Source organism: Micromonospora fulviviridis (assembly GCF_014648395.1).
Taxonomy (GTDB): Bacteria; Actinomycetota; Actinomycetes; order Mycobacteriales; family Micromonosporaceae; genus Micromonospora; species Micromonospora fulviviridis.
This window is the reverse complement of sequence record NZ_BMRA01000014.1, coordinates 64821-90552: the sequence shown is the minus strand read 5'-3', so window position 1 is coordinate 90552 and position 25732 is coordinate 64821. Positions and strand designations below refer to the sequence as shown.

The following is a 25732-nucleotide window of genomic DNA, read 5'->3' as shown; positions in this document are numbered from 1 at the left end:
CCCGCGCCCGGGACGTTTCGTGCGGCAGACAGTGCCCGGCCTGCGACGCTGCGAAACCTGGCGGTCACGAGACGGATACGACAGCCGCGGTCGCGGGGCGGATCACCGCGACCGGCCGCACCCGGCCCGCGCTCGCGCTCGGGTGGACGTCCGACCCGGCCGGCATGATGGCCGGATGATCGCACGCTTCAAGGACCTCTGCCTGGACGCCGCCGACGCCCACCGCCTCGGCGGCTTCTGGGCCGCCATCCTCGACGGCAACCTGGTCGACACCGGCGACGGCGACGCCCGGATCGACCCCCGCGGCGCCGCCTCCGCCGCCGAGTCGATCTGGGTCAACACGGTGCCCGAGCCGCGGACCGGCAAGACCCGCGTCCACCTCGACCTGCGGCTCACCGGTCCGGAACCGGCCCCGCTGCTGGCCGCCGGCGCGCGCCTGGTCCGCGAGCCGGACGCGGAGATCAGCTGGTGGGTGCTGGCCGACCCGGAGGGCAACCAGTTCTGCGCGTTCCCGCCGCGCGAGGACGCCCGGCCCGGCGTCTTCGAACTGGTCGTGGACAGCGCCGACCCGGACGCCCAGGCCGCCTGGTGGGCGCGGGTGGTCGGCGGCCGGGTGGAGACCACCCCCGAGGGCGCCGCCTCGGTGGTCGGCGCGGCCGGCTTCCCGTGGGACCACTGGGTCTTCGACCCGGTGCCGGAGCGCAAGCAGGTGAAGAACCGGGTGCACTGGGACGTCGAGCTGACCGGCACGGAGGTCACCGCACTGATCGCGGCCGGGGCCACCCTCTTGCGCGAGCCCACCCCGGCGACGTCCTGGTGGGTGCTGGCCGACCCGGAGGGGAACGAGTTCTGCGCCTTCCGCCCGCGTCCCACCCAGTGAACGGCGAGGCTACCCAGCGTCCGCCGGGTCGACTAGCGTTTTCGTAGCTCCGCAGCCAGCGCGTCGCCGTCGAAGTCGATACGCCTCCGGCCGACCCCAGCCCGTCCGATCGGTTGGTTCTCGCGCGAACTCCCTTCTGCGGTTCCACCGGTTGGGCAGGATTCCCACGAGGAGGTGCCGTCGTGCAGGACACCCGCGCTCTCGCCCTGACGTTCGAGGTGAGCGGCCTGCCCCCGGTCAAGACCGAGGCCCTGTCCATCTTCGCCGCCGGCCACCGGCAGGCGGCGAGGGTCCGCACCCTGCTCCAGGCCGCCTGCACGGCGGCCCAGCGCACCGGGTGGACCCCGCTCGACGGTCCGATCGAGGTGGACGTGACCCTGCGCTGCCCGCCCGGGCACCGCACCTCCGACGCCAGCACCCTGGTGGGCGGTGTCTGCGCGGTGCTCCAGGACAAGAAGCGGGTGGCGAACATCGGCCTGGCCCACCTCGGGGTGCTGGTCGACGTCGCCCTCTGGTCCGACGACCGGCAGATCCGCCGGCTGTCCTACGTCGAGGAGCCCGCCGAGGACTTCTCGTACCAGGTCCGGGTGGCGGCCGCACCGAGGATGGTTTGACCGACGATCGCGGTGGGGTACCGCGGTCGCCGACGAAGGGAGCGCCGATGTCGGAGCCACATGTCACGCTCGATCCGAGCGGGCTCGATCCTGTGCAGCAGAAGCTGCGCGGCCCGCTTGAGGATCAGCTGACCTCGGCCCTGCAGGCGGCCGCCGACCGGGTCCGCGCCAGCTACGCGGGTGAGCCGGTCGAGGAGGTCTGCCGTCGGCTGCTCGACGAGACCCGCGCCGGGCTGCACCCGGACATCGCCGCCGGCTTCCAGCCGGACATGGACGAGTTCTGCCGGGTCGCGGTGGCCATCGTCCGCGGCGAGGTCGGCTGACCCACCCGCACCCCGACCGCGCCGGCCACCGGGCCGGCGCGGTCGGTCCGCGCGGGCCGGTCAGCCGCGTCGCACGTCGACCGCGACGACGTGGGTGCCGTCGGGGCGGGTGGACTCGCCCAGCCGCACCGGCAGCGTCCCGCCCGCCGGCGGCCGGAGCCCGAGCCCGAAGCTGAGGCGCCCCTCGAAGTCGCCGGCCGCGGCCCAGCCGCGCAGGGTCGGGTAGCCGATCCGCGACGGCGGCACGTCGGCCGTGGCGGCGCCGCGGGCGTCGTGCGCCTGCGCCGGGTCGAACCGCACCGACAGGTAGGCCGTGCCGGGCAGCTCGACGGGCGCGCCCCGGCCCTCGGTCACCACCTGCGGGACGTAGCCGACCTGGTAGGAGGGCGTCGGGCCGCGGAAGGCGAAGGTGATCCGGCTGAAGCCCTCGGCCGGGTGGTCGCCGACGCGCACCTCGACCAGGACGGGCAACGGCTCCCCCGGCGCCGGGGTGACCGGCACCCGGACCTGGTGGGTCACCCGGGCGGGCGTCGCGAGGACCGCCCAACCGTAGGTCACCCGCCAGGAGCCCCCGACGGGTGCGCCGGTGGTGGGCGCGGCCGGAGTGGTGGCGGGCGTGGTCGCGGCGGAGGTCGCGCCGGGCGGCGGCGCCGGCGCGGTCGTCGGGGCCGCGCCGTCGTGGTCGGTCGTCGTCGTGCAGGCCGCCGCGAACAGCACGACCAGGCTGGCGAGCAGTGGTACGCGCTGAGGTGTCATGGCTCAGTGTCACGCCGGGCCGCGCCCGTCCACCAGGGCCGTTCGTCCGCCCCGCCGCGGGCGCTCGGCGGGGTCAGCCGGCGAGGGCGAGCGACTTCACCACGACCAGCGCGACGAGGAGCACGGCGACGGCCACGGTGACCGCCACCTGCACGGCGTTCCGCCGCTTCGCCGGGGCGTACGCGAGCCCGAGGCCGACCACGCCGCCGACCAGCAGGCCGCCCAGGTGGCCCTCCCAGGAGGTCCAGCCGGCGGAGAGCACCATCCAGATCACGAACGGGATGAGCACCCGCTGCGGGTCGATCGGATGGTGGTGCAGCCGCCGGGTGAGCACCACGTAGCAGCCGGCCAGGCCGTACACCGCGCCGGACGCGCCGACCGCGGCCTGGTGCGGGGAGACCAGGAAGCCCAGGACCCCGCCGCCCAGCGCGGAGAGCAGGTAGACGGCGAGGTACCGGACGTGCCCCAGCCGCTCCTCGATGACCCGGCCGAGCTCCCACAGCCACCACAGGTTGAACGCGATGTGCAGGAAGCCGAGCGCGCCCTGGGTGGGCAGCAGGTGCAGGAAGGACGAGGTGATGAGGCGGTACCACTCGCCGTGCGCCACCCCGATCGGCTCGTACCCGGGGCGGGCCACGCCGTCGTCGACGTAGCGCTGGCCGGCGTCGTCGACCAGCCCGGTGCCCAGGCTGTCGAACTGGTCGAGGACGGCCGGGTGGACCAGCTCGACCAGGTACGCCAGCAGGATGAGGGCGACCAGCGCGTACGTCACCAGCGGGCGGGCCACCAGCCGGCCGCCGAAGACCGTGCGGGCCTGCCGGACGGTCCGGTTGTCCGCCCGGACGCACTCCGGGCAGCGGTGGCCGACCGGCGCCTCGCGCATGCAGTCGGGACAGATGTGGCGGTCGCAGCGGGTGCAGCGCAGCAGCGTCTCCCGCTTGGGGTGCCGGTAGCAGGTGCTGGCGGCGTTCTCGGCGGGCGGCTGCCCGGTGCTGACGATGTCCATACGAATGCGGTCCTGGCGGCTCGTGGGGGCGGGGGGATCAGTAGCGGTCGAGGCGTTCGGCGGGGGTGAGCACGATGTGCGGCGCCGCCCCGGGGTCGAACCAGGTGAGCACCGCGACCAGGTGCTCGTGGGACAGGCTCACGCAGCCGGCCGTCGGGTTGCCCCCGGCGCGGCTGAACTGGTGCAGGAAGATGCCGCTGCCGGCGTGCGGCACCGGAGCCGGGACGGTCGGCGGCATGTTGTAGGTGATCACCGCGAAGTGGGTGTACGCGGGGTCCTCCCGCCACAGCGCCTCGCTCTGGCCGCCCAACGGCTCGGCGGAGCGCTGGAAGCTGTTGTAGTGCGGGGAGTCCGGCTCGGCGTTCCACCAGTCGTCGGCGGCGACCCGGTGGTACGGGTGGCGCACGCCCGGGTCCGCGGCGATGCCGTAGACGGTGGGGCCGATGGCGTAGACGCCGGTCGGGGTGGTCGGCACGCCCTCGACGTGCCGGTCGCTGAAGCCGTCCGCGCCGATCCGGGCCGGCAGCGGGGGCAGAGCCGGTCGCCAGTGGTCGCCGGCGCGGTCGTACGTCTCCAGGGTGGCGTGGGTGGTGCGCCAACCCTCCCCGGTGACGATGACGACCTGCGCCGTTCCCGCTGGCAGGGAGGTCAACCGGGCGGCCTTCGTCGGCTTCACGCGGAGGATCCTCGCACGGAGCCGGGGCCGCGCACCGCCCCCGTCCGGGTGATCTTCGCGAGGTCGCGGGAGGTGGCCGGATCGAGGTGACGGGAGGTGGCCGGACGGGTCAGGACCGGGTCCGCAACTCCCCGGTCCTGACCCCCAGCCGTCCGGCGTGGTAGCGGTAATTCGCCGTTGCGAGCGCGGCAGGCGTGGCACGCCGCCAACGCCGGGCTCAACACGGCGAGCCGGCCCGCCTGCACTCAGCTCCACGGTGCCCAACTACCGGACTTCGGCGCGCCCCCGTCTCACCCCGAAGAGGCGTGGGCGCGGGCTCAGGTTAAGCAGGTTCCCGCAGGTCGGACAAGGTTCGGCGGCCCCGGGAGAATGTGATTGATGCCAACGTTGAAATACGGCATGTCGGCGTAACAGGGTCAGCCGGACGGGCGCTGTTTGTCTTCGAGGCGATCACTGCGCGCGGCGTCCGGCGAGGGCGCCGTCAGGGCTCCGGCCGCGGCCGCCCCGGCGATGAGGGCGACCGCCGCGAGGTGCAGCAGGCGCACCCCGGCCGGCGCCGGAACGGTGGCCGCCGGCAGGCCTGGCAGCACCAGCGTCCCGAGCCCGGTGACCGCCAGGGCCACGGCCCAGAACACGCCCGGCCGGGCCGGCGGCGCCGGCGGCCGGACACCCTCGAAGATCTCACGCCGGCGGGCGGCGCGCACCGCCAGGGCGGCGACCAGCAACCCGCCGCCGAGGGTGCCCGTCACGTCGGACAGCTGCCACCAGTAGAGCCCGGTCAGGGCGTGGAAGTCGGCGATGCCGAGCAGGCGGGGCCACCGGTCGCTGTGGGTGATCCGGTCCCAGGCCACGTGGCTGAACGCGCCGATCAGCGCCGAGCAGACGGTGACCTGCCAGGGATGCCGAACGCCGGCCAGCGCGGCGTGGTCGGGCCAGCCGAACAGCCGCTGGCCGGGCAGGTGCACGGCGACTCCGGCGATCACCCGGCGGACGACCCAGGCGTAGCCGAGGGCGACCGGCAGGCACCACCAGAGCAGCCCGCCGAGGGTGTGCGTCCGCAGCCCGGGGGCGAGCGCGGTGCCGGTGAGCAGGTAGCCCACGTCCGGGGCGACCGCGCCGGTGGACAGCGCCACCCCGTCGAACCAGTGCGGCCGCCAGAGCTTCAGCGGCAGCACCGGCGCGAGGTGCGACGGGAAGGTCAGCGGCACTCCCCGGACGTTACCGGCCGGATCAGAAGTGCCGGAGCAGGTCGGGGAAGGCGGCCAGCCGGATCACCCCGGGGTCGGACGGGTCCAGCTCGTCGTGCTCCAGCACCCAGGTGTTCTCGTTGGGGATGAAGACCGCGTTCAGGCCGGCGGCCCGGGCCGGCAGGATGTCCGAGCGCGGGGAGTTGCCGACCATCCAGGCGGCGGCCGGGTCGAAGGCGTGCTCCCGGGCCAGCCAGCGGTAGGTGTCGACGTCCTTTTCCGGCACGATGTGCGCGGCGCGGAAGTGGTGCAGCAGCCCGCAGGCGTCGAGCTTGCGCTGCTGCTCCTCGCGCTCCCCCTTGGTGAGCAGCAGCAGCTCGTGCCGGGTGGCCAGGTCGTCCAGGGTCTCCGCCACACCGGGCATCAGCTCCACCTGGTGGCCGACCAGCGCCGCCGCCAGGTCGTCGATCTCGGCGCGCTCCCGGTCGGTGGCCGGGCGGGCCTGCAGCTTCTCCAGGCACTCCCCCAGGCTGCGCAGGAAGACCTTGCTGCCGTAGCCGTGCGCGATCGCGTTGGCCCGCTCGATGTCGTCGAGCACCGCCCGGATCTGGATCCGGTCCAGCGTCGGATGGTCCAGCCAGGTGAGGAAGTCGTCGATCACCCGCTCGAAGAGCACGTTGTTCTCCCAGAGCGTGTCGTCGGCGTCGAAGACCAGCACCGCGGCTTCCCGGCGCTGTGGCATCGCGTACTCCTCCCGTGTGGCGGACCGGGACACGGTACTGCCCGCGGCCCGCCCCGGCACCCGGGTTTCCGGCGCGCCGGGCCGGGATCGGCCGGGATCGACCGACAAGATCATCCCCGACCGGACGGACGGACCGTCCGGACTGGCCGAACGCCGTGCGACGGGCGGCGGGAACCCGACTGCGCCGACCCGGCCCGGGGCGGCATGCTTCGGCGATGACGACCTCACGCGATCAGCCCCGCGCGACCCCGGCACGGCGCCGGCGTCGCCGGAGGGCGGCCACCGCCGTGGTGGCCGCGCTCGCCGCCGCGGGCGGCGCGCTTCCCGCTTCCCCGGCCCTCGCGGTCAACGCCGCACACTCCACGGTGGTCGGCGTCAACCCCGTGGACTGGACGCCGCACGCCCTCGACGGGACCGTGTACCGGATCCTCCAGATCGGCAACCGGGTGTACCTGGCCGGTTCGTTCACCAAGGTCCGCAACGCCGGGCAGACCGCCCAGCTGGCGATGCCGCGCCTGGTGGCCGTCGACGCCACCACCGGCCGGATCGACACCACGTTCCGGCCGGTGGTCAACGGCACGGTGAAGGCGCTCGCCGCCTCGCCGGACGGCCGCTCGCTCTACATCGGTGGCGCCTTCACCACGGTCAACGGCGTGGCCGCCCCGCGGGTGGCCCGGGTCGACGCGGCCACCGGCGCCCGGGTCGCCGGGTTCGCCCCGGCGGCGCTCAACAACCAGGTCAACGACATGCGGCTGGTCGGCAACCGGCTGATCCTCGGCGGGGCGTTCCAGACCGTCGGCGGGGTGACCCGCCGCGCCCTGGCCGCCCTGAACGCCACCACGGGCGCCGCCGACGCCTCGGTGAACCTGCGGATCGAGGGACCCCGGAAGACCACCACCGGCGCCACCGCCCCGGTCAAGATCGAGGCCCTGGACGTCTCCGCCGACGGCCGGCGGCTGGTCTTCGTGGGCAACTTCAGCTCCGTGGCCGGCGTGGCGCGCCACCAGCTCGCGGTGGCGAACCTGAGCGACACCGGGGCGACGCTCTCCGGCTGGTCGACGCTGCGCTACCAGCCGCAGTGCGCCGCGTCCATGCCCACCTACCTGCGCGGGGTGGACATCTCCCCGGACGGCACCTGGTTCGTGGCAGTCACCACCGGCGCCGCGTTCCCCGGCACGCTCTGCGACGCGGCGTCCCGCTTCGAGTTCGGCACGGAGGCCGGCGGCAAGCAGCCGACCTGGGTGAACTACACCGGCGGCGACACCCTGCTCTCGGTGGCGATCACCGGCGCGGCGGTCTACGTCGGCGGCCACCAGCGCTGGCTGGACAACCCGTACGGGCGCAACTCGGCCGGCGCGGGCGCGGTGTCCCGGCCGGGGATCGGGGCGATCCACCCGACCACCGGCAAGGCGCTGGCCTGGAACCCGACCAAGGACCGGGGCGTCGGCACCGCGGAGCTGTACGCCACCGACCGGGGCCTCTGGGTCGGCAGCGACACCGTCACGGTGGCCGGCGAGTACCACGCGCGGGTGGCGTTCCTCCCGCTCCCGTGAGTTGGTGGGGCGCGGCGGTTCCGTCGCGCCCCACCGTCAGCGGCGCAGGGTGAGGATCAGGTCGGCCACCAGGGCCGTCCACCCGGTCTGGTGCCAGGCGCCGAGGCCGGCGCCGTTGTCGCCATGGAAGTACTCCGGGAAGCAGATCAGGTCCCGCCAGTCCGGGTGGGTCTGGAAGAGCTGGGCCGCGCCGTAGATCGGCCGCCGGCCCCAACCGTCCCGGGTGAACAGCGAGATCAGCCGGGCCGACAGGTCGTCGGCGATCTCGTCGAGCGTGCGCTTCACCCCGGACCGGGTCGGGTATTCCACCTGGAGGTCGTCGCCGAAGAAGGCGGCGTAGTCGCGCAGCGCGCTGATCAGCAGGAAGTTGGTCGGCATCCAGATCGGGCCACGCCAGTTGGAGTTGCCGCCGAACAGGCCGCTGGTCGACTCGGCCGGCTCGTAGCCGACGCCGAACTCCTGGCCGCTCAGGGTGACCGTGAACGGCTTGTCCAGGTGAGCGCGGGAGAGGGTGCGCAGCCCGTATTCCGAGAGGAACTCGTCGGTGTCGAGCATCCGGGCGAGCAGCCGGACGACCTGGTCCGGGCCGACCATGGAGAGCAGCCGCTGCTGCCGGCCGTCCGGGCCGAGCCGGCGGGCGCCGATCACCTCGGCGTACTCGGGGCGGTTGGTGAGGAACCAGCGCAGCCGGGCGCCCAGCTCGGGCAGCCGGTGCAGCGTACGCGCGGTGAGCCGGGTGACCGCGGCGAGCGGCAGCAGCCCGACCACCGAACGGACCTTCAGCGGCACCTTCGTGCCGTCCGCCTGCCGCAGCACGTCGTAGAAGAACGCGTCCTCGTCGTCCCAGAGCCCCTGGTCGTACGCGGCCGCGGCGATGTACGCGAAGTGTTCGAAGAACTTCGTCGCGGTGTCCACGTACGCCCGGTCGTGCTCGGCCAGCACGATGGCCATGTCGAGCAGGTTGAGCGCGTACATGGCCATCCAGCCGGTGCCGTCGGACTGCTCCAGCACCCCGGCCACCGGCAGCGCGGCCGACCGGTCGAACGGGCCGACGTTGTCCAGCCCGAGGAAGCCGCCCTCGAACACGTTGTTGCCGCCGGTGTCCTTCCGGTTGACCCACCAGGTGAAGTTGAGCAGCAGCTTGTGCATCACCCGGGCGAGGAACTCGTGGTCCCGGGAGCCGTCGATCTCGAACACCTTGAGCGCCGCCCAGGCGTGCACCGGCGGGTTCACGTCGCCGAACGCCCACTCGTACGCCGGGATCTGCCCGTTCGGGTGCAGGTACCACTCGCGGAGCAGGAGCAGCAGCTGCTCCTTGGCGAAGCTCGGGTCGACCCGGGCGATCGTGACGCAGTGGAAGGCCAGGTCCCAGGCGGCGTACCAGGGGTACTCCCACGGGTCCGGCATGGAGATCACGTCGAAGCTGTTCATGTGCCACCAGGCGCTGTTGCGCCCGTGCCGGCGGCCGGCCGGCGGCGGCGTGGAGCCCGGGTCGCCCTCCAGCCAGCGCTTCACGTCGAAGTGGTAGAACTGCTTGCCCCACATCAGCCCGGCGATGGCCTGCCGGGCCACCAGCGCCTCGTCGGCGCTGGCGGCGGCCGGGATGACGCTGTCGAAGAACCGGTTGGCCTCGGCGCGCCGGGCCCAGAGCACCGTGTCGAACCCGTCGCCGAGGTCGGCCGGGGGCGGTGGGTCGCTCGCCGGCGGCGGGGCGGTGCGGGTCAGCCGCAGCCGGATCTGCCGCTGCCCGCCGGCCGGCACGTCCAGCACGTAGTGCAGCGCGCCCTTGGTGCCCTCCCGGTCCGGGTTGACGGTGGCCGCTCCGGCCACCACGTGGTCGTTGATCCCGTCCTTCGGGTACGCCGACCGCCCCGGCAGCCCCCACAGCCGCTCGGCGTTGGTGTCGTTGTCGCAGAGCAGCGGCGTGGGCGCGCCGTCCCCCTCCAGCAGGAGCTGGCCGAGCACCCGGTGCTCACCGATCAGCCGGGCGCCGTCGCCCACGAGCCGGGGCACCCGGTCGGCGCCGGGCAGCCCCCACGCCCAGGTGTTGCGGAACCAGAGGGTGGGCAGCACGTGCAGGGTCTCGTCGGTGTCCCCCCGGTTGGCCACCGTGATCAGCACGCACAGGTCGGTCGGGGACGCCTTGGCGTAGTCGACGGTCACCGCCCAGTACCGGTCGTCGTCGAAGATCCCCGTGTCGACCAGCTCGTACTCGGTGTCGTCCCGGCCGCGCAGCGCGTTCACCGCGACCAGCTCGTCGTAGGGGAAGGCGGCCTGCGGGTAGTGGTAGCGCCAGCGCATCCAGGAGTGGGTGGGCGTGGAGTCCTCGTACCACCAGTACTCCTTCACGTCCTCCCCGTGGTTGCCGCCGTCGCCGCCGAGCCCGAACATCCGCTCCTTGAGGATCGGGTCCCGCCCGTTCCACAGGGCGAGGGCGAAGCAGAACGTCTGCCGGTCGTCGCAGACGCCCGCCATTCCGTCCTCGTTCCACCGGTAGGCTCGGGACCGCGCGTGATCGTGGGGGAAGTAGTCCCACGCCGTGCCGTGTTCGCTGTAGTCCTCCCGTACCGTCCCCCACGCCCGCTCGGACAGATAGGGACCCCATGCGCGCCAGTCCTGCTCCCCGGCGTCGGCCTGGGCGAGCCGGTGCCGCTCGGGGTCGGGGGTCGCGGAGGTCGGGCGGTCAGTGATCACCTGCACATCTTCGACGCCGCCGGGGTACATCTCCACAGGGGCCATTGTCGTCGTGGCGGGTGACACCCCGCCGGTGGTGGAGGAAAGTTGATCGACATTCGTTTCGGTCCGCAGGTCTGCGGGGAGCTGTCCGCCTCGTCGACCCGGGAGTGGCTGCTCACCGACGGGCGCGGCGGCTACGCCATGGGCACGGTCGCCGGGCTGCGCACCCGTCGCTACCACGGGCTGCTCGTGGTGGCCGGGGAGACGCCCGCCGCCCGCAGGGTGGGACTGGTCAGCCTCGACCCGGCGGTGACCCTGCCGTCCGGGCAGCAGGCCCGGCTGGGCGCGCACGAGTGGTCCTCCGGCGTGGTCGACCCGCGCGGCTTCGAGCTGCTGGAGCGCTTCGACCTCACCGAGGGGGTCCCCCGCTGGCGCTGGCGGATCGGCGACGTGGTGATCGAGCGGGAGATCGCCATGGCGTACGGCCGGTCCTGCGTGGCGGTGGTGCACCGGCTGATCTCCGGCGGCCCGGTCCGGCTCGACCTGGCCGCGGCCTGCACCTGGCGGGACGCGCACGGCGAGCGGCGGGCGGACGGCCCCGCCCCGCGGCTGGAGCAGGTGGCCGGCGGCGCGGTGGTGGAGGGCGCGTTCCGGCTGGCCGGGCCCGACTGGACGCCGGAGGGGCGGTGGTGGCTGGGCGCGCGGCACCGGGAGGAGGCGGCGCGCGGGCTGCACCCCGACGAGGACCTCTGGTACGCGGGCCGGTTCTCCGGGGCCCTCGACGAGCCGGGCGCCGAGGTGTCCGTGCTGGCCTGGGCGGACGACCTGGCCGAGGAGCCGCCGCCGGCCACCGCGCTGGTCGAGTCGGCCCGGCGGCGGCACCGGGCGGTGGTGGCCGCCGCGAAGCCGGACGACGACGTCGACGCGACCCTGGCGCTGGCCGCCGACGCGTTCGTGGTGCGCACGTCCACCGGCCCGGACGTGGTGGCCGGCTACCCCTGGTTCGGGGCCTGGTCGCGGGACACCATGACCTCCTACGAGGGGCTCTTCCTCCGCACCAACCGCGGCGACGAGGGGCGGGACCTGCTGCGGGCGTACGCGGCCACGCTGTCGCAGGGGATGCTCGCCAACACCGCCGACACCGGTCGGGTGGAGCACAACACCGTCGACGCGACGCTGTGGTTCCTGCACGCGGTGAGCCGGCACGTCGCCCTCACCGGGGACACCGACCTCGGCGCGGAACTGCTGCCGGCGCTGCACGGCGTGGTGGCGGCGCACGTGGCGGGCACCCGCTACGGCATCCGGGTCGACCCGACGGACGGGCTACTCACCCAGGGCGGCCCGCCGGACGTCGCGCTCACCTGGATGGACGCCCGGGTCTACGGGGTGCCGGTCACCCCGCGCACCGGCAAACCGGTCGAGGTCAACGCGCTCTGGGTGAACGGGCTGGCCGGGCTCGCCGAGCTGACCGAGCTGGCCGGACAGGACGCCACCGAGCTGCGGGGCCGGCACGCGCGGGCCGCCGCCGCGTTCCGGGAGCGCTTCCCCACGCCGGCCGGCTGGCTGCACGACGTGGTGGACGCGCCGGCGCCCGCGTACCCGCTCGGCGGGGCACCGCACCAGGACGACGACCTGCTCCGCCCCAACCAGCTGCTCGCCTGGTCGCTGCCGTACGCGCCCCTCGAACCGGACGAGGCCACCCTGCGCGGGGTCACCGAGGCGCTGTTCACCCCGCTAGGACCGCGCAGCCTCGCCCCCGACTCCCCCGGCTTCGTCGGCCGGCACCGGGGCGGCCCGGCCGAGCGGGACTCCGGCTACCACCAGGGCACGGTCTGGCCCTGGCTGATCGGGCCGTTCGTCGACGCGTACCGCCGGGCCGGCCTGCCCACCGACGACCTGCTGGTGGGGCTGGAGGGGCACCTGACCGAGTACGGCCTGGGCTCGGTGAGCGAGACCGCCGACGGGCTCGCCCCGCACGCCGCCACCGGCTGCCCGTTCCAGGCGTGGTCGGTGGCCGAGCTGCTGCGCGTCCGGCGGGCGCGCCGGTAACGCGTTACAGACCGGCAACCGGCGCGTCTCCGCTGGTTATCGACCGCTGGGCAGGATGGGCTGCGACCCCACGACGCGCCCCACGCGGTGCCGTCGGGCGGTGCGGGAACCACAACTCCAAGGGGGCCGCATGTCAGCTGACGCCGAAGTGATCGACATCCAGCCCGCCCGGCACCAGCGGGTGCTGATCCTGTCCTGGGAGTACCCACCCGTGCTCGTCGGTGGCCTCGGCCGCCACGTGCACGCCCTGTCCGTCGCCCTGGCCGCCGCCGGGCACGAGGTCACCGTCGTCACCCGGCACGCCGAGGGCGTCCCCCTGGAGGAGTACGCCGAGGGCGTGCGCGTCCTGCGGGCCGCCGAGGACCCGGTCCGGTTCCCGCTCGCCACCGACTCGCTGCTGGCCTGGACCATGGCCTTCAACCACACCCTCACCCGGGTGGCGCTGCGCGCCGCCGAGTCCGGCGCATACGACGTCATCCACGCCCACGACTGGCTGGTCGCGCACACCGCGGTCACCCTGGCCGAGCACCTGGACCTGCCCCTGGTCACCACCATCCACGCCACCGAGGCCGGCCGGCACCAGGGCTGGCTGCCGGCGGAGATGAACCGCACCATCCACGGCGTCGAGCACTGGCTGAGCAACGCCTCGGCCCGGGTGATCGCCTGCTCCGGCTACATGCGCGACCAGGTGGCGCGGCTGTTCGACGTGCCGGCCGGGCGGATCGACGTGGTGCCCAACGGTGTGGACGACCGGGCCTGGCACGCCCGCCCCCGCGCGGTCTCCGCCGCCCGGGCCCGGTTCGCCGGGGACGGCCCCCTGGTCGGGTACGCCGGCCGGCTGGTGTACGAGAAGGGCGTGCAGCACCTGGTGCACGCCGTGCCGTACCTGCGGGACCGCCACCCCGGCCTGCGGGTGGTGATCGCCGGCGACGGCCCGTACCGCGACGAGCTGGTCGACCAGGCACGCCGGCTGCGCCTCACCGACACCGTCCGGTTCGCCGGCTTCCTGGACGCCACCCAGCTCCCGGCCGTCCTCGGCGCCACCGACGCGACCGTGATCCCCAGCCTCTACGAGCCGTTCGGCATGATCGCCCTGGAGGCGGCCGCCGCCGGCGCGCCCCTCGCGGTGGCGGACACCGGCGGCCTGGCCGAGATCGTCGAGCCGGGGGTGACCGGGGTGACCTTCCCGCACGGCGACCCGGACGCGCTGGCCGGCGCGGTCGACCGGCTGCTCGGCGACGAGGTCTTCGCCCGCCGGGTGGCCCGCCGCGCCCGCGCCATGGTCGCCGAGCGCTACGCCTGGTCCGCCATCGCCGCCCGGACCGCCGGCACCTACGCCACCGCCCGCCGCGAGCACGGCGCGTTCCAGGCCCGCCGGGCGACGGGGCTGCTGGCCGGTGACCGGTCCGCCATCGCCATCCCGGACGGAAATCTGCTGGCCGGAGCCGCGAGCTGAGCCGCGCCGCCCGCTCGGGCGATAGGTGTCGCCCGATCTGTTGGCTATTGTGGACCTCCACCAGCGGTGAGGAGTGCGGTGCAGCAGGTAGTGATCGCCGGCCGGTACCGCCTGCTCGACCTGGTTGGACGCGGCGGGATGGGCCGGGTCTGGCGGGCCCGGGACGAGATGCTGCACCGCGAGGTGGCGGTGAAGCAGGTGGTGCCGCCGGCCTGGCTCGCCCCCCACGAACGCGACGAGCTGCGCGGCCGGACGCTCCGCGAGGCGCGGACGGCCGCCCGGCTCAGCCACCCGAACGTGGTCCGGGTCTACGACGTGGTCCGGGTCGACGGCGACCCGTGGCTGGTCATGGAGTACGTCCCGTCCCGGTCGCTCCAGGAGATCGTCGAGACGGACGGGCCGGTGGACCCGCGCCGGGCCGCCACGATCGGGCTGGCGGTGCTGGCCGCGCTGCGCGCCGCGCACGAGGCCGGGGTGCTGCACCGGGACGTGAAGCCCGGCAACGTGCTGCTGGCCCGGGACGGCCGGGCGCTGCTCACCGACTTCGGGCTGGCCGTCTTCGACGGCGGCGACGGGATGATGACCCGCCCCGGCCTGGTCCTCGGCTCCCCGCAGTACGTGGCCCCGGAGCGGGCCGCCGAGGGGGTGTCCAGCGTCGAGGCGGACCTGTGGTCGCTGGGCGCCACCCTGCACGCGGCCGTGGAGGGCCGGTCCCCGTACGCCCGCAGCACCGCGATGGCCACGCTGACCGCACTGGCCAGCCAGCCGCCGGACCCGGCGCCGCACGCCGGCCCGCTGGCGCCGGTGCTGGCCGGGCTGCTCCGCCGCGACCCGCGGCACCGCCTCGGCCACGACGACGCGGCCCGGCTGCTGGCCGCCGCCGCGGCGCCGGGCGTCGACGTGCCGGCCCGGCCGTCCCACGCCGCCCCGGCGGCCGGCGCGGTCGGGCCGGCGGCGGCACCGGCCGGGCCGGCCGCCGCGGACGGCGGCGATCACCCGAGCCGCCGGCGCCGGGCCGCGGCCCGACGCTGGGGGCTCGCGGCGGCCGCCACCGTGCTCGCCGTGGCGGCGGGTGTCGGCACCGCGCTGGCGGTCACCGACGACCACGACGGGCGGCCGGGCGGCGACCCGCACGCCGGCGCGCCGGAGGAGCCCTGGGACCGCCGTCCCGGCCCGCCCGGTGGCCCGCCGCCCGGCGTACCACCGCCCCCGTTCCCCTGCGTCCGGCCCGAGGCCACGGGCACGCCGGTGCGGGCCGGCCCGCCGCCCGCGGACGCGGCGCTCACCCTCCCGGCCGGCTGGATCTGGTACGCCGACACGGCCGGCTTCCGGGTCGCGGTGCCGGCCGGCTGGCTGGAACTGCGCTCCGGCAGCACCACCTGCTTCCAGGACCCGGCCACCCGGCGGATCCTCGGCATCGAGCCGTACCCGGGCGGGGACCCGGTGGGCCAGTTGCGGGCGGCCGAGCAGGACCTCACCACCGGCGGCCGGCTGCCCGGGTACGAGCGGGTGCGGCTGGCCGCCGGCGGCGGCGGCGCGGAGTGGGAGTGCCGCTGGACCGCCCCGTACGGGGAGCGGCTGCACGCGCTGCGCGTGCTGCCCGGCGACGCGGGCGGGTGGACGCTCGGGTGGACCACCACCGACGCCGACTGGTCCACCGGAGCCGCGCAGCTGGCGCTGATCCGGGACAGTTTCCGGCCGGACCGCGCCACCCGCGCGGCCGGCTGACACGGGCGTCCCATCCCCGACAGTTGCCCGGGCCCGCCGGGGCCGGGACGACATACTCCCTGGTGGTCCGGGGGCACCGGCCGGACGGCCCGCGAACCCCTCCCCAGTGGACCGTCCGGGTGATGCCCCGCGGCCCGACGGCTAACTACAGTGGCGTAGTTTTGGCGATCAAGATCTCTGGGGAGGGCGAGCCGAGATGATGGGACCGTCCCACGCGCTGTCCGGCGCGGCGGTGTGGCTGACCGGGTCCTGGGCGCTGGACCAGTTCGCCGACTACCACCAGACGCCACTCGCGCTGGCGGTCGGCACCGCGGTCTGCGCGGGCGGGGCGCTCTTCCCCGACCTCGACCTCTCCGGCAAGGTGACCCGCAACCAGGGCGGCGCCACCGTGGCCCGGACCTTCGGGGTGTTCAGCCTCTTCATCGCCGAGGTGATGGAGAAGATCTCGCTGGGCGTCTACTACGCGACCAAGCTCAGCAGGGACCCGCGCCGCAACAACGGGCACCGGACGCTCACCCACACCCTCCCGTTCACCCTGCTGGTCGGCTGGGGCACCACCGCGCTCTGCGCCGCGTACGGCAAGTGGGCGGTGGTCAGCATCCTCTTCTTCATGATCGGCCTGGCGCTGCGCGGGCTCTTCGACGAGTGGGCCGAGCGGGCCGGCTGGGTGGTCGTCACCCTGTTGTCGGCGGCCGCGGCCTGGTTCACCTTCGCCAACCTGCCCGGCGACCGTGGCTATCCGCTGATCGGCACCGCGGTCGGGGTGGGCTGCTTCGTGCACATCCTCGGCGACATGATCACCAAGGCGGGAGTGCCGATCCTCTGGCCCATCCCGATCAAGCGGCGGATGTGGACGATGATCGGGCTGCCCAACGGCATCGCCCTGCGTACCGGGAGCAAGGCCGAGACGATCGTGCTGCGCGCGGCGCTGACCGTGCTCTCCGTGCTCGCCGCGGTGGGGCTGGTCGCGCCCTCCGTGCTCCAGCGGTTCAACATCGAGGTGTGACGGACCTGGTCGACGGCGACGAGGTGCCCGCGGACCACACCCGGCCGCCGGCCGAGGACGCGGCGGTGCCCGAGTTCTGGGGGCGGCTCGGGTTGCCCGGGCTCGCCGACGTGCACACCCACTTCCTGCCGCCCCGCCTGCTGCGCAAGGTGTGGGCGTACTTCGACGCGGCCGGGCCGCTGGTCGGCACCGAGTGGCCGATCCGCTACCGGTGGGACGACGAGGCCCGGGTGGCGCACCTGCGCCGGCTCGGCGTGCGGATGTTCACCGCGCTGGCGTACCCGCACCGGCCCGGCATGGCCGAGTCGCTGAACACCTGGACGCTGGACTTCGCCGCGCGTACCCCGGGTTGCCTGCCCTCGGCGACCTTCTTCCCGGAGCCGGCGGCCACGCGCTACGTGGCGGACGCGCTCGCGGCCGGCGCCCGGGTGTTCAAGGTGCACGTCCAGGTGGGCGGCTTCGCGCCGACCGACCCGGCGCTGGACGGCGTGTGGGGGCTGCTGGCCGAGGCGGGCGTGCCGGTGGTGGTGCACGCCGGGCACGCCCCGGTCGGCACCGCGCACACCGGACCGGCGTCGTTCGCCGCGATGCTGGCCCGGCACCCCGCGCTGACCGCCGTCGTGGCGCACCTGGGCGCCCCGGACTACGCGGCCTTCCTCGACCTGGCCGAGCGGTACCCGCGCGTACGGCTGGACACGACGATGGCGTTCACCTCGTTCTTCGACCGGTTCGTGCCGTTCCCGAAGGCGGAGCTGCCGCGGCTGCGCGAGCTGGGGCTGGCCGGGAAGGTTCTGCTCGGCAGCGACTTCCCGAACATCCCCTACCCGTACGCGGAGCAGCTCGCCGGGCTGGCCCGGCTCGACCTGGGTGACGACTGGCTGCGGGCGGTCTGCTGGGACGCCGCCGCCGCGCTGTTCGACCTGGCCTGAGCGGGGCCGGCCGCGCCGGCGACCCCATCTTGTCACCGGCTATTGACGTGGGTGTAACACCTGACCTACCTTCTGTCGAAACGCTTCGTCGAAGCGCTTCGACAACCACCCGGGACAGCGCCCGGGGAGGGCCGGAGGAGGTGCGGGATGGCCACCATGCAGGACGTCGCCCGCCGCGCCGGCGTGTCGGTCAGCACCGTGTCGTACGTGCTCACCGGTACCCGCCCGATCTCCCAGGCCACGCGCGACAAGGTGCACGCCGCCATGGCGGAGCTGGACTACCAGCCCAACGCGATGGCCCGCGGGCTGGCCAGCCGGCGCAGCCGGATCCTCGGGCTGCTCATGCCGATGGACGAGCGCGGGCTGGGCGCCACCGAGACCGCCTTCGTCACCGGAGCGGCCGCCGCCGCCAGCGCCGCCGGCTACCACCTGGTGCTCTCCCCCATCGGCGTGGCGGACACCGACGAGCTGCGCCGGCTGGCCAGCCAGCGGATGCTCGACGGGGCGCTGCCGATGGAGGTGCAGCTCGACGACCCCCGGGTGGACCTGCTGCGCGAGCTGGGCGTCCCGCTGGTGCTGATCGGGCGGACCGGCGACACCACCGGCCTGTCGTACGTCGACATCGACTTCGACCGGACGGTCCGCGACGCCGTCGACCACCTGGTCGGGCTCGGGCACCGGCGGATCGTCTACGTGAACCACTCGACGGCGACCATCGCGCACGGCTACGGCCCGGCGCTGCGTACCCGGGACGCCTTCGTGGCGGCGATGACCGGGCACGGGCTGGACCCGCTCATGATCGCCGCGGAGGACAGCGCGGCCGGCGGGCGGGCAGCGCTCAGCGAGGCGTTCGACCGGGCGCCCGACCTCACCGCGGTCCTCGCCATGAACGAGAACGCCATCTTCGGCATCCTCGGCGAGCTGGCCGGCCGGGGCCTGAGCGTGCCCGGCGACGTCTCGGTGGTCTCCATGGTCACCTCACCCCAGGTCGCCGAGCTGGCGACACCGGCGCTCACCGCGATGACCTCACCCGGCTCCGCGCTGGGCCGGATCGCGGTCGAGACGCTGCTGCGGCACCTCGACGGCGGCAGCGGCGAGATCCACCAGCAACTGCTCCCCTGCGTCCTGGAGGTCCGCGGTTCCAGCGGACCACCCCGTGCGACGGGTGGCGACAGCACGACCGGGACCGGCCCTGCCAGGCCGGCACCGGCACGTACCGAGGAAGCAGCCCGCCGCCGCGCTGCCACGCGACGACGGGCCTGAGGGAGTACCGGCTCGATACTCACCAAGGAGACTAGCAATGCAGCGACTCCGGAGAGTCGCCGCGGCGGCCGTGGTGGCCGCGCTCGCGGCGACCGGCGTGACCGCCTGCGGCGACGACGGCGAAGACGGCGGCGGCGGGGCGAAGGTCCTCAAGCTCTGGCACTACGAGAGCGCGAACAGCGCGATGGGCGTCGCCTGGGACAAGGCGATCGAGATCTTCAAGCAGGAGCACCCCGGCGTCGAGGTCCGCTTCGAGCGCAAGGCGTTCGAGCAGATCCAGCAGAACGCCGGCATGATCATCAACTCGTCCGAGGGCCCGGACATCATGGAGTACAACAAGGGCAACGCCACCGCCGGCCTGCTCTCCTCCCAGGGCCTGCTCACCGACCTGACCGCCGAGGCGACGAAGCGCGGCTGGGACAAGGCGCTCAGCCCCAGCCTCCAGACCACCGCCCGCTACGACGACAAGGGCGTGATGGGCTCGGGCAACTGGTTCGGCGTGCCGAACTACGGCGAGTACGTGATGGTCTACTACAACAAGGACCTGTTCACGAAGTACGGCGTCCCGGTGCCCACCACGCTCGACGAGATGACCGCGGCCATGGACACCTTCGTCGGCAAGGGCGTCACCCCGCTGGGCACGGCGGGCGCCGAGTACCCGGCCGGGCAGCTCTTCTACCAACTCGCCCTGTCGAAGGCGGACCGGGCGTTCGTGGACGACTACCAGCTCTACAAGAAGCCGGTCGACTTCCACGCCGACCCCCTGAAGTACGGCGCGGAGACCTTCGCGCAGTGGGTGGGCAAGGGCTACGTGTCGAAGGACTCCGCCAGCGCGAAGGCGGAGGACATGGGGACCGCGTTCATCGCCGGCAAGACCCCGATGATCGTCTCCGGAAGCTGGTGGTACGGCCGGTTCAAGGACGAGATCAAGTTCAACTGGGACACCTTCCTCTTCCCCGGCAACAAGCTCAACGCCGGCTCGTCGGGCAACCTCTGGGTGGTCCCGGCCACCAGCAAGGCCAAGAACCTGGCGTACGACTTCGTCGACATCACGCTGCGGCCCGAGGTCCAGTCGCTGATCGGCAACAACGGTGGCGTCCCGGTCGCCGGCGACCCGACCAAGATCAGCGACCCGAAGGACAAGAAGCTGATCGAGAACTTCAACGCGATCAGCGGCCAGGACGGCCTGGCCTTCTACCCGGACTGGCCGGTGCCCGGCTACTACGACGTGCTCGTCTCCGGCTTCCAGGGGCTGATCAACCGGTCCAAGTCGCCCGAGCAGGTGCTCGACGCGATCGCCAAGCCCTACCAGGACGGCGTCGCGGAGATCAAGCGCGATTGACGACGGCGGGGGCGGCGGCGCCCGGCGCGACCCGGCGCCGCCGCCCCACCGCGGAAGGACCCTCCCATGGCAGTGCCCGACACCGTGGCCGCCCCCGAGCGCGCGACCACGCCACCCCCGCCCGCGGTGACCGCCCGGCGGGGCCGCCCCCGCCCCGACCGGGCGTACTGGCTCTACCTGCTCCCCGGCGCGGTGCTCTTCCTGCTGGTCATCGGCGGCCCGCTGGTCTACACCGGCTACCTCTCGCTCACCCGCTGGTCCGGGGTCGGCGACCCCACCTGGATCGGCCTGGAGAACTACCGGAACCTCTTCCACGACGACGTCTTCTGGACCTCGTTCCGCAACACCCTCGCGATGATCGTCGCGATGGTGGTGCTGCCCACCCTGGTCGGCCTGGTGCTCGCCGCGGTGCTCTTCGACGCCATCGGGCGCCGGTTCCGGCCGCGCACCGCCGCCGCGCTGCGGGCCGCCTTCTACCTGCCGCAGGTGCTGCCGGTCGTGGTGGCCGGCATCGTCTGGGGCTGGATCCTGCGGCCGGACGGCGCGTTCAACGGACTGCTCGACGCGGTCGGGCTCGGCGCGCTGCGGCACGACTGGCTCGGCGACCCGGACACCGCGCTGCCCGTGGTGATGGCGGTGATGATCTGGGTGCAGATCGGCTACCCGGTGGTCGTCTTCATGGCGGCGCTGGAGCGGGTCGACCCGGAGCTCTACGAGGCCGCCGAGCTGGACGGGGCCGGCTGGTTCCGCCGCTTCCGGGCCATCACCCTGCCGCAGATCCGGCCCGAGACGTTCGTGGTCGGGCTGACCTGCACCATCGCGGCCATGAAGGTGTTCGGGCCGATCTACGCGCTCACCCGGGGCGGGCCGGAGAACGCCACAAACGTCCCGTCCTACTTCGCCTACTACACCTTCTTCAAGAAGCTGCACGTCGGCTACGGCTCGGCGATCTCCATGGTGCTCACGCTGATCATCGTGGTGGTGAGCGTGCTCTTCATCCGGGCGCAGAACCGGGCCGAGCGACGGGACGGAGGGCTCTGATGGCCGTCACGATCACCCCGGCCACCGGCCGGGCCCGCCGGGTCCGGGACCGGCACCACCGCGGCGCGGGCCGCTGGGTGGTGCTCGCCCTGGTCACGGTGGCGGCGCTGGTCATGCTGGTGCCGTTCGCGTTCATGCTGCTCAACGCCTTCAAGTCGCCCGGCGACTACTCGACGAACGGCCCGCTGAGCTGGCCGTCGGAGTTCTACACGAAGGGGCTGCGGACCTACTGGGAGCAGGTCGACTTCCCGGTGAAGCTGTGGAACTCGATCCTCATCTCCGGCTCGGTCGCCGTGGCCGGCGTGCTGGTCTCGCTGCTGAACGCGTACGCGCTGGGCATCGGCCGGGTCCGCGGCCGGCTCTGGATCATCGGCCTGTTCCTGCTGGCCAACATGCTGCCGCAGGAGGCCCTGATCTACCCGCTCTACCACTTCGCCAAGGAGGCCGGGCTCTACAACACCCGGCTCGCGGTGATCATCATCTTCACGGTGATCCAGAGCGCGTTCGGCACCTACCTGCTGGCCTCGGTGCTGAGCACCTTCCCGCGCCAACTGCTGGAGGCGGCGGCCCTGGACGGCGCCGGCAAGTGGCGGACCCTGTGGCGGGTGGTGCTGCCGAACCTGCGACCCACCCTCGCCGTGCTGCTGGTCTTCTTCTTCATCTGGACCTGGAACGAGTTCCTCATCCCGCTGGTCATGCTCATCGACAACCAGACCCAGACCGTCCCCGTCGCGCTCGCCTCGTTGCAGGGCGACCGGCTCATGGACGCCCCCACCACCAACGCCGGGTCACTGCTCAGCCTGGTCCCGGCGATCCTGTTCTTCCTCATCTTCCAGCGCACCCTGGCGCGCGGCATCACGGCAGGAGCCGAGAAGTGAAGTTCACCGACGGGTACTGGCAACTGCGCCCCGGGGTCCGCGTGCTGCGCCCCGGCACGGTCGAGTCGGTGGAGCCGGACGAGCGCGGGTTCACGGTGTTCGCCCCGACCGGCCGGATCACCGGGCGCGGCGACACCCTCAACCGGCCGGTGGTCACCGTCCGGTTCTTCTCCGCCGCGCCCGGGGTGGTCGGGGTGACCATCGGCCACCACACCGGCGGGCTGCCCCGGCAGCCCCGCTTCGCCCTCGCCGACTCCGCCGACCACCCGGTGCACGTCGACATCACCGGGCTGCACGCCCTCCTCACCACCGGCGAGCTGACCGTCCGGGTCGCCCTGACCGGCCCGTGGCGGGTCGACTTCCTCCGCGGCGACCGGCTGGTCACCTCCTCCACCGAGCGCAGCGTCGGCGTCGTCACCGACGCCGACGGCGGCACGTACGTGCACGAGCGGCTCGCGCTCGGCGTCGGCGAGACGATCCACGGCCTCGGCGAGCGGTTCGGGGCGTACGTGAAGAACGGCCAGACCGTCGACATCTGGAACGCCGACGGCGGCACCGCCAGCGAGCAGGCGTACAAGAACGTGCCGTTCTACCTGAGCAGCGCCGGGTACGGCGTCTTCGTCGACCACCCCGAGCACGTCTCCTTCGAGATCGGCTCGGAGGTGGTGTCGCAGGCCCAGTTCAGCGTGGCGGGGCAGTCACTCACCTACCACGTGATCGACGGTCCCACCCCGAAGGACGTGCTGCGCCGGTACACCGCGCTGACCGGCCGGCCGGCCCGGGTGCCCGCCTGGTCGTACGGGCTCTGGCTGTCCACCTCGTTCACCACCTCGTACGACGAGAAGACGGTGAACGAGTTCATCGACGGGATGGCCGAGCGGGACGTGCCGCTGTCGGTGTTCCACTTCGACTGCTTCTGGATGCGGCAGTTCCACTGGGTCGACTTCGTCTGGGACCCGGCGACCTTCCCCGACCCCGAGGGCATGCTGCGCCGGCTGCACGAGCGCGGCCTGAAGGTCTGCGTCTGGATCAACCCGTACATCGCCCAGCGGTCGTACCTGTTCGAGGAGGGCCGGCAGGCCGGCTACCTGGTACGCCGGCCGGACGGCTCGGTCTGGCAGTGGGACATGTGGCAGGCCGGCATGGCGCTGGTCGACTTCACCAACCCGGACGCGGCCGCCTGGTACGCCGGCAAGCTCAAGGTCCTGCTCGACATGGGCGTCGACTGCTTCAAGACCGACTTCGGCGAGCGGATCCCGACCGACGTGGTGTGGCACGACGGCGCCGACCCGCAGCGGATGCACAACTACTACTCCTACCTCTACAACCGGACGGTGTTCGAGCTGCTGGAAGCCGAACGCGGCGAGGGCGAGGCGGTCCTCTTCGCCCGGTCGGCCACCGCCGGCGGCCAGCAGTTCCCGGTGCACTGGGGCGGCGACTGCGAGTCCACCTTCGCGGCGATGGCCGAGTCGCTGCGCGGCGGGCTGTCGCTGGCCGCGTCGGGCTTCGGCTACTGGAGCCACGACATCGGCGGCTTCGAGGGCACGCCCGACGCGGCGGTGTTCAAGCGGTGGATCGCCTTCGGGCTGCTCTCCTCGCACTCCCGCCTGCACGGCTCCGGCTCGTACCGGGTGCCGTGGCTCTTCGACGACGAGGCGGTGGACGTGCTGCGCCACTTCACCCGGCTCAAGCTGCGCCTCATGCCGTACCTGGCGGCGGCCGCCGAGGAGGCGCACCGGGAGGGCGTGCCGATCATGCGGCCGATGCTGCTGGAGTTCCCCGACGATCCGACCGCCGCGTACCTGGACCGGCAGTACATGCTGGGCCCGGACCTGCTGGTGGCTCCGGTGCTGAGCCCGGACGGCCTGGTGACCTACTACGTGCCGGCGGGCACCTGGACCCACCTGGTCACCGGCGAGCGGATGACCGGCCCGGGCTGGGTGACCGAGAAGCACGACGTGGACAGCGTGCCGGTACTCGTCCGGCCCGGCGCGGTGATCCCGACCGGCGCCCGCGACGACCGGCCGGACTACGCCTGGGCCGACGGGGTGCGGCTGCGGCTCTTCGCGCCGGTGGAGGGGCAGCGGACCCGGGTCCGGGTGCCGGCCCCCGACGGCGGGCCGGGCGCCGAGTTCGAGATGCGCTACCAGGACGGTACGGCCGGCGCCGAGCTGGTGTCGGGGACTTCGTCGGGGTACGTGGTGGAGGTGACGGGATGAGCACGGTCGAGTTTCCCGAGGGCTTCGTCTGGGGTACGGCCACGGCCGCCTACCAGATCGAGGGGGCGGCGCGGGAGGACGGGCGGGGACCGTCCATCTGGGACACCTACAGCCACACGCCGGGGCTGACGCTCAACGGGGACACCGGGGACGTGGCGGCCGACCACTACCACCGGTGGGCCGATGACCTGGGCCACCTGGCGGAGCTGGGGGTCGGGGCGTACCGGTTCTCGATCTCCTGGCCCCGGGTGCAGCCCGGCGGCGCCGGCCGGCTCAACCCGGCCGGGGTGGACTTCTACTCCCGGCTGGTGGACCGCCTGCTCGACCTGGGCATCCAGCCGGTCGCCACGATGTACCACTGGGACCTGCCGCAGGAGGTGGAGGACGCCGGCGGCTGGCCGGCCCGGGACACCGCCTCCCGGTTCGCCGACTACGCCGCCGGCATCGTCGGTGCCCTCGGCGACCGGGTGCACACCTGGACCACGCTCAACGAGCCGTGGTGCTCGGCCTACCTCGGATACGCCTCCGGCGTGCACGCCCCCGGGCGGACCGAGCCGGCCGCGGCGCTGGCCGCCGTGCACCACCTGAACCTGGCGCACGGCCTGGCCGGGCGGCTGGTCCGCGAGCTGGCACCGGCCGCCCAACTCTCGGTCACGCTGAACCTGCACGTGATCCGGCCGGCCTCGGACTCGCCTGCCGACCACGACGCGGTACGCCGGATCGACGCGCTGGCCAACCGGGCGTTCCTCGGCCCGATGCTCGACGGGGCGTACCCGGCCGACCTGCTGGCCGACACCGCCGGGGTGACCGACTGGTCCTTCGTACGCGACGGCGACGAGCGGACCGCCGCCGTGCCGCTGGACGTGCTGGGCGTCAACTACTACTCCAGCACCCTGGTCCGGGCCTGGGACGGGGCGTCGCCCCGGTCCGACGCGGACGGGCACGGTGCCTCGGCCCACACCCCGTGGGTGGGCGCCGGCGACGTCGACTTCCTGCCCCAGCCCGGTCCGCACACCGCGATGGGCTGGAACATCGACCCGGGCGGGATGATCGAACTGCTGCTGCGCCTGCACCGGGAGCACCCCGGCCAGCCGCTGATGATCACGGAGAACGGCGCCGCGTTCGAGGACGTGGTGTCCCCCGACGGCGCGGTGCACGACGACCGGCGGGTGGACTACCTGCGCCGGCACGTCGGCGCGGTGGCCGACGCGATCGCGGCGGGCGCCGACGTCCGCGGCTACTTCGTCTGGTCGCTGCTGGACAACTTCGAGTGGGCGTACGGCTACGACCGCCGGTTCGGGATCATCCGGGTCGACTACGACACCCAGGCGCGCACCTGGAAGGACAGCGCCCACTGGTACCGGCGCCTGGCCACCACGAACCGGCTCCCCGACGCCTGACGGTCCCG

At 73.8% G+C, this 25732-nt stretch carries 21 protein-coding genes; 15 read left to right on the top strand and 6 right to left on the bottom strand.

From position 1 onward, the window contains the following. Nucleotides 1–175 precede the first annotated feature (175 nt). From IEY96_RS29045 to IEY96_RS29035, 3 genes are all read left to right on the top strand, one after another. Nucleotides 176–880 carry a VOC family protein gene (locus IEY96_RS29045; protein ID WP_189197993.1) on the top strand — a complete coding sequence of 235 codons (705 nt, stop codon included), beginning with the start codon at nucleotides 176–178 and terminating at the stop codon, nucleotides 878–880. 182 nt (nucleotides 881–1062) lie between these two features. Continuing rightward, on the top strand, nucleotides 1063–1494 hold the full coding sequence (locus tag IEY96_RS29040) for a RusA family crossover junction endodeoxyribonuclease (RefSeq protein WP_189197992.1): 432 nt from the start codon (nucleotides 1063–1065) through the stop codon (nucleotides 1492–1494). Between the two features lie 47 nt (nucleotides 1495–1541). Then, nucleotides 1542–1817: a hypothetical protein gene (locus tag IEY96_RS29035; RefSeq protein ID WP_189197991.1), complete on the top strand. Its 276-nt coding sequence runs from the start codon at nucleotides 1542–1544 to the stop codon at nucleotides 1815–1817. Nucleotides 1818–1877: 60 nt separating this feature from the next. Here the strand turns inward: IEY96_RS29035 and IEY96_RS29030 are convergent, their stop codons facing one another. The 5 genes from IEY96_RS29030 to IEY96_RS29010 form a co-directional block, all read right to left on the bottom strand. Then, nucleotides 1878–2573, bottom strand: a complete 696-nt coding sequence (locus IEY96_RS29030) for an AMIN-like domain-containing (lipo)protein (RefSeq protein ID WP_189197990.1) — start codon at nucleotides 2571–2573, stop codon at nucleotides 1878–1880. A 73-nt stretch (nucleotides 2574–2646) separates the two neighbouring features. After that, complete coding sequence (locus tag IEY96_RS29025; RefSeq protein WP_189197989.1) at nucleotides 2647–3579, bottom strand: rhomboid family intramembrane serine protease; 933 nt, start codon at nucleotides 3577–3579, stop codon at nucleotides 2647–2649. 37 nt (nucleotides 3580–3616) lie between these two features. Continuing rightward, on the bottom strand, nucleotides 3617–4255 hold the full coding sequence (locus tag IEY96_RS29020) for a L,D-transpeptidase family protein (protein WP_189197988.1): 639 nt from the start codon (nucleotides 4253–4255) through the stop codon (nucleotides 3617–3619). A gap of 416 nt (nucleotides 4256–4671) precedes the next feature. Beyond that, nucleotides 4672–5463 (bottom strand): DUF4184 family protein, encoded by a 792-nt coding sequence (locus IEY96_RS29015; protein WP_189197987.1) that lies wholly within the window; start codon nucleotides 5461–5463, stop codon nucleotides 4672–4674. 22 nt (nucleotides 5464–5485) lie between these two features. Next, entirely contained in the window at nucleotides 5486–6184 is a 699-nt protein-coding gene (locus tag IEY96_RS29010) for an HAD family hydrolase (RefSeq protein WP_189197986.1), read from the bottom strand. 215 nt (nucleotides 6185–6399) lie between these two features. On the opposite strand from IEY96_RS29010, the gene IEY96_RS29005 reads away from it, so the two are divergent. Beyond that, nucleotides 6400–7737 carry a hypothetical protein gene (locus IEY96_RS29005; RefSeq protein ID WP_229791953.1) on the top strand — a complete coding sequence of 446 codons (1338 nt, stop codon included), beginning with the start codon at nucleotides 6400–6402 and terminating at the stop codon, nucleotides 7735–7737. 36 nt (nucleotides 7738–7773) lie between these two features. Here IEY96_RS29005 and IEY96_RS29000 read toward each other — a convergent pair whose 3' ends face one another. Next, nucleotides 7774–10476, bottom strand: a complete 2703-nt coding sequence (locus IEY96_RS29000) for an MGH1-like glycoside hydrolase domain-containing protein (protein ID WP_189197985.1) — start codon at nucleotides 10474–10476, stop codon at nucleotides 7774–7776. Nucleotides 10477–10518: 42 nt separating this feature from the next. Between IEY96_RS29000 and IEY96_RS28995 the strand changes: the two genes are divergently transcribed. The 11 genes from IEY96_RS28995 (at nucleotide 10519) to IEY96_RS28945 (ending at nucleotide 25724) form a co-directional block, all read left to right on the top strand. Then, nucleotides 10519–12462 carry an amylo-alpha-1,6-glucosidase gene (locus tag IEY96_RS28995; RefSeq protein WP_189197984.1) on the top strand — a complete coding sequence of 648 codons (1944 nt, stop codon included), beginning with the start codon at nucleotides 10519–10521 and terminating at the stop codon, nucleotides 12460–12462. Nucleotides 12463–12592: 130 nt separating this feature from the next. After that, a complete protein-coding gene (locus tag IEY96_RS28990; RefSeq protein ID WP_189197983.1) occupies nucleotides 12593–13918 on the top strand; it encodes a glycosyltransferase family 4 protein in 1326 nt (441 codons plus the stop codon). Nucleotides 13919–13996: 78 nt separating this feature from the next. Continuing rightward, entirely contained in the window at nucleotides 13997–15646 is a 1650-nt protein-coding gene (locus tag IEY96_RS28985) for a serine/threonine-protein kinase (RefSeq protein WP_189197982.1), read from the top strand. A gap of 196 nt (nucleotides 15647–15842) precedes the next feature. Further along, the gene (locus IEY96_RS28980; RefSeq protein ID WP_189197981.1) at nucleotides 15843–16652 is read left to right on the top strand and encodes a metal-dependent hydrolase; all 810 of its coding nucleotides are present in this window, start codon (nucleotides 15843–15845) and stop codon (nucleotides 16650–16652) included. A 23-nt stretch (nucleotides 16653–16675) separates the two neighbouring features. After that, nucleotides 16676–17581 carry an amidohydrolase family protein gene (locus IEY96_RS28975; RefSeq protein ID WP_189198020.1) on the top strand — a complete coding sequence of 302 codons (906 nt, stop codon included), beginning with the start codon at nucleotides 16676–16678 and terminating at the stop codon, nucleotides 17579–17581. 147 nt (nucleotides 17582–17728) lie between these two features. Next, nucleotides 17729–18844, top strand: a complete 1116-nt coding sequence (locus tag IEY96_RS28970; RefSeq protein WP_189197980.1) for a LacI family DNA-binding transcriptional regulator — start codon at nucleotides 17729–17731, stop codon at nucleotides 18842–18844. A gap of 37 nt (nucleotides 18845–18881) precedes the next feature. Continuing rightward, nucleotides 18882–20186: an ABC transporter substrate-binding protein gene (locus tag IEY96_RS28965; RefSeq protein ID WP_189197979.1), complete on the top strand. Its 1305-nt coding sequence runs from the start codon at nucleotides 18882–18884 to the stop codon at nucleotides 20184–20186. Between the two features lie 66 nt (nucleotides 20187–20252). Continuing rightward, entirely contained in the window at nucleotides 20253–21227 is a 975-nt protein-coding gene (locus tag IEY96_RS28960) for a carbohydrate ABC transporter permease (RefSeq protein ID WP_189197978.1), read from the top strand. Beyond that, nucleotides 21227–22105 (top strand): carbohydrate ABC transporter permease, encoded by an 879-nt coding sequence (locus IEY96_RS28955; RefSeq protein ID WP_189197977.1) that lies wholly within the window; start codon nucleotides 21227–21229, stop codon nucleotides 22103–22105. Before IEY96_RS28960 ends, IEY96_RS28955 begins: the two co-directional genes overlap by 1 nt. Then, complete coding sequence (gene yicI / locus IEY96_RS28950; RefSeq protein ID WP_189197976.1) at nucleotides 22102–24324, top strand: alpha-xylosidase; 2223 nt, start codon at nucleotides 22102–22104, stop codon at nucleotides 24322–24324. Before IEY96_RS28955 ends, yicI begins: the two co-directional genes overlap by 4 nt. Beyond that, nucleotides 24321–25724 (top strand): GH1 family beta-glucosidase, encoded by a 1404-nt coding sequence (locus IEY96_RS28945; RefSeq protein WP_189197975.1) that lies wholly within the window; start codon nucleotides 24321–24323, stop codon nucleotides 25722–25724. Before yicI ends, IEY96_RS28945 begins: the two co-directional genes overlap by 4 nt. Nucleotides 25725–25732: the final 8 nt, after the last annotated feature.

Coding starts and splice junctions, on each gene's coding strand:
- IEY96_RS29045 (WP_189197993.1), top strand. CDS start 176: ATGATCGCACGCTTCAAGGACCTCTGCCTGGACGCCGCCGACGCCCAC.
- IEY96_RS29035 (WP_189197991.1), top strand. CDS start 1,542: ATGTCGGAGCCACATGTCACGCTCGATCCGAGCGGGCTCGATCCTGTG.
- IEY96_RS29030 (WP_189197990.1), bottom strand. CDS start 2,573: ATGACACCTCAGCGCGTACCACTGCTCGCCAGCCTGGTCGTGCTGTTC.
- IEY96_RS29025 (WP_189197989.1), bottom strand. CDS start 3,579: ATGGACATCGTCAGCACCGGGCAGCCGCCCGCCGAGAACGCCGCCAGC.
- IEY96_RS29010 (WP_189197986.1), bottom strand. CDS start 6,184: ATGCCACAGCGCCGGGAAGCCGCGGTGCTGGTCTTCGACGCCGACGAC.
- IEY96_RS29005 (WP_229791953.1), top strand. CDS start 6,400: ATGACGACCTCACGCGATCAGCCCCGCGCGACCCCGGCACGGCGCCGG.
- IEY96_RS29000 (WP_189197985.1), bottom strand. CDS start 10,476: ATGGCCCCTGTGGAGATGTACCCCGGCGGCGTCGAAGATGTGCAGGTG.
- IEY96_RS28990 (WP_189197983.1), top strand. CDS start 12,593: ATGTCAGCTGACGCCGAAGTGATCGACATCCAGCCCGCCCGGCACCAG.
- IEY96_RS28980 (WP_189197981.1), top strand. CDS start 15,843: ATGATGGGACCGTCCCACGCGCTGTCCGGCGCGGCGGTGTGGCTGACC.
- IEY96_RS28970 (WP_189197980.1), top strand. CDS start 17,729: ATGGCCACCATGCAGGACGTCGCCCGCCGCGCCGGCGTGTCGGTCAGC.
- IEY96_RS28965 (WP_189197979.1), top strand. CDS start 18,882: ATGCAGCGACTCCGGAGAGTCGCCGCGGCGGCCGTGGTGGCCGCGCTC.
- IEY96_RS28960 (WP_189197978.1), top strand. CDS start 20,253: ATGGCAGTGCCCGACACCGTGGCCGCCCCCGAGCGCGCGACCACGCCA.
- IEY96_RS28955 (WP_189197977.1), top strand. CDS start 21,227: ATGGCCGTCACGATCACCCCGGCCACCGGCCGGGCCCGCCGGGTCCGG.
- IEY96_RS28945 (WP_189197975.1), top strand. CDS start 24,321: ATGAGCACGGTCGAGTTTCCCGAGGGCTTCGTCTGGGGTACGGCCACG.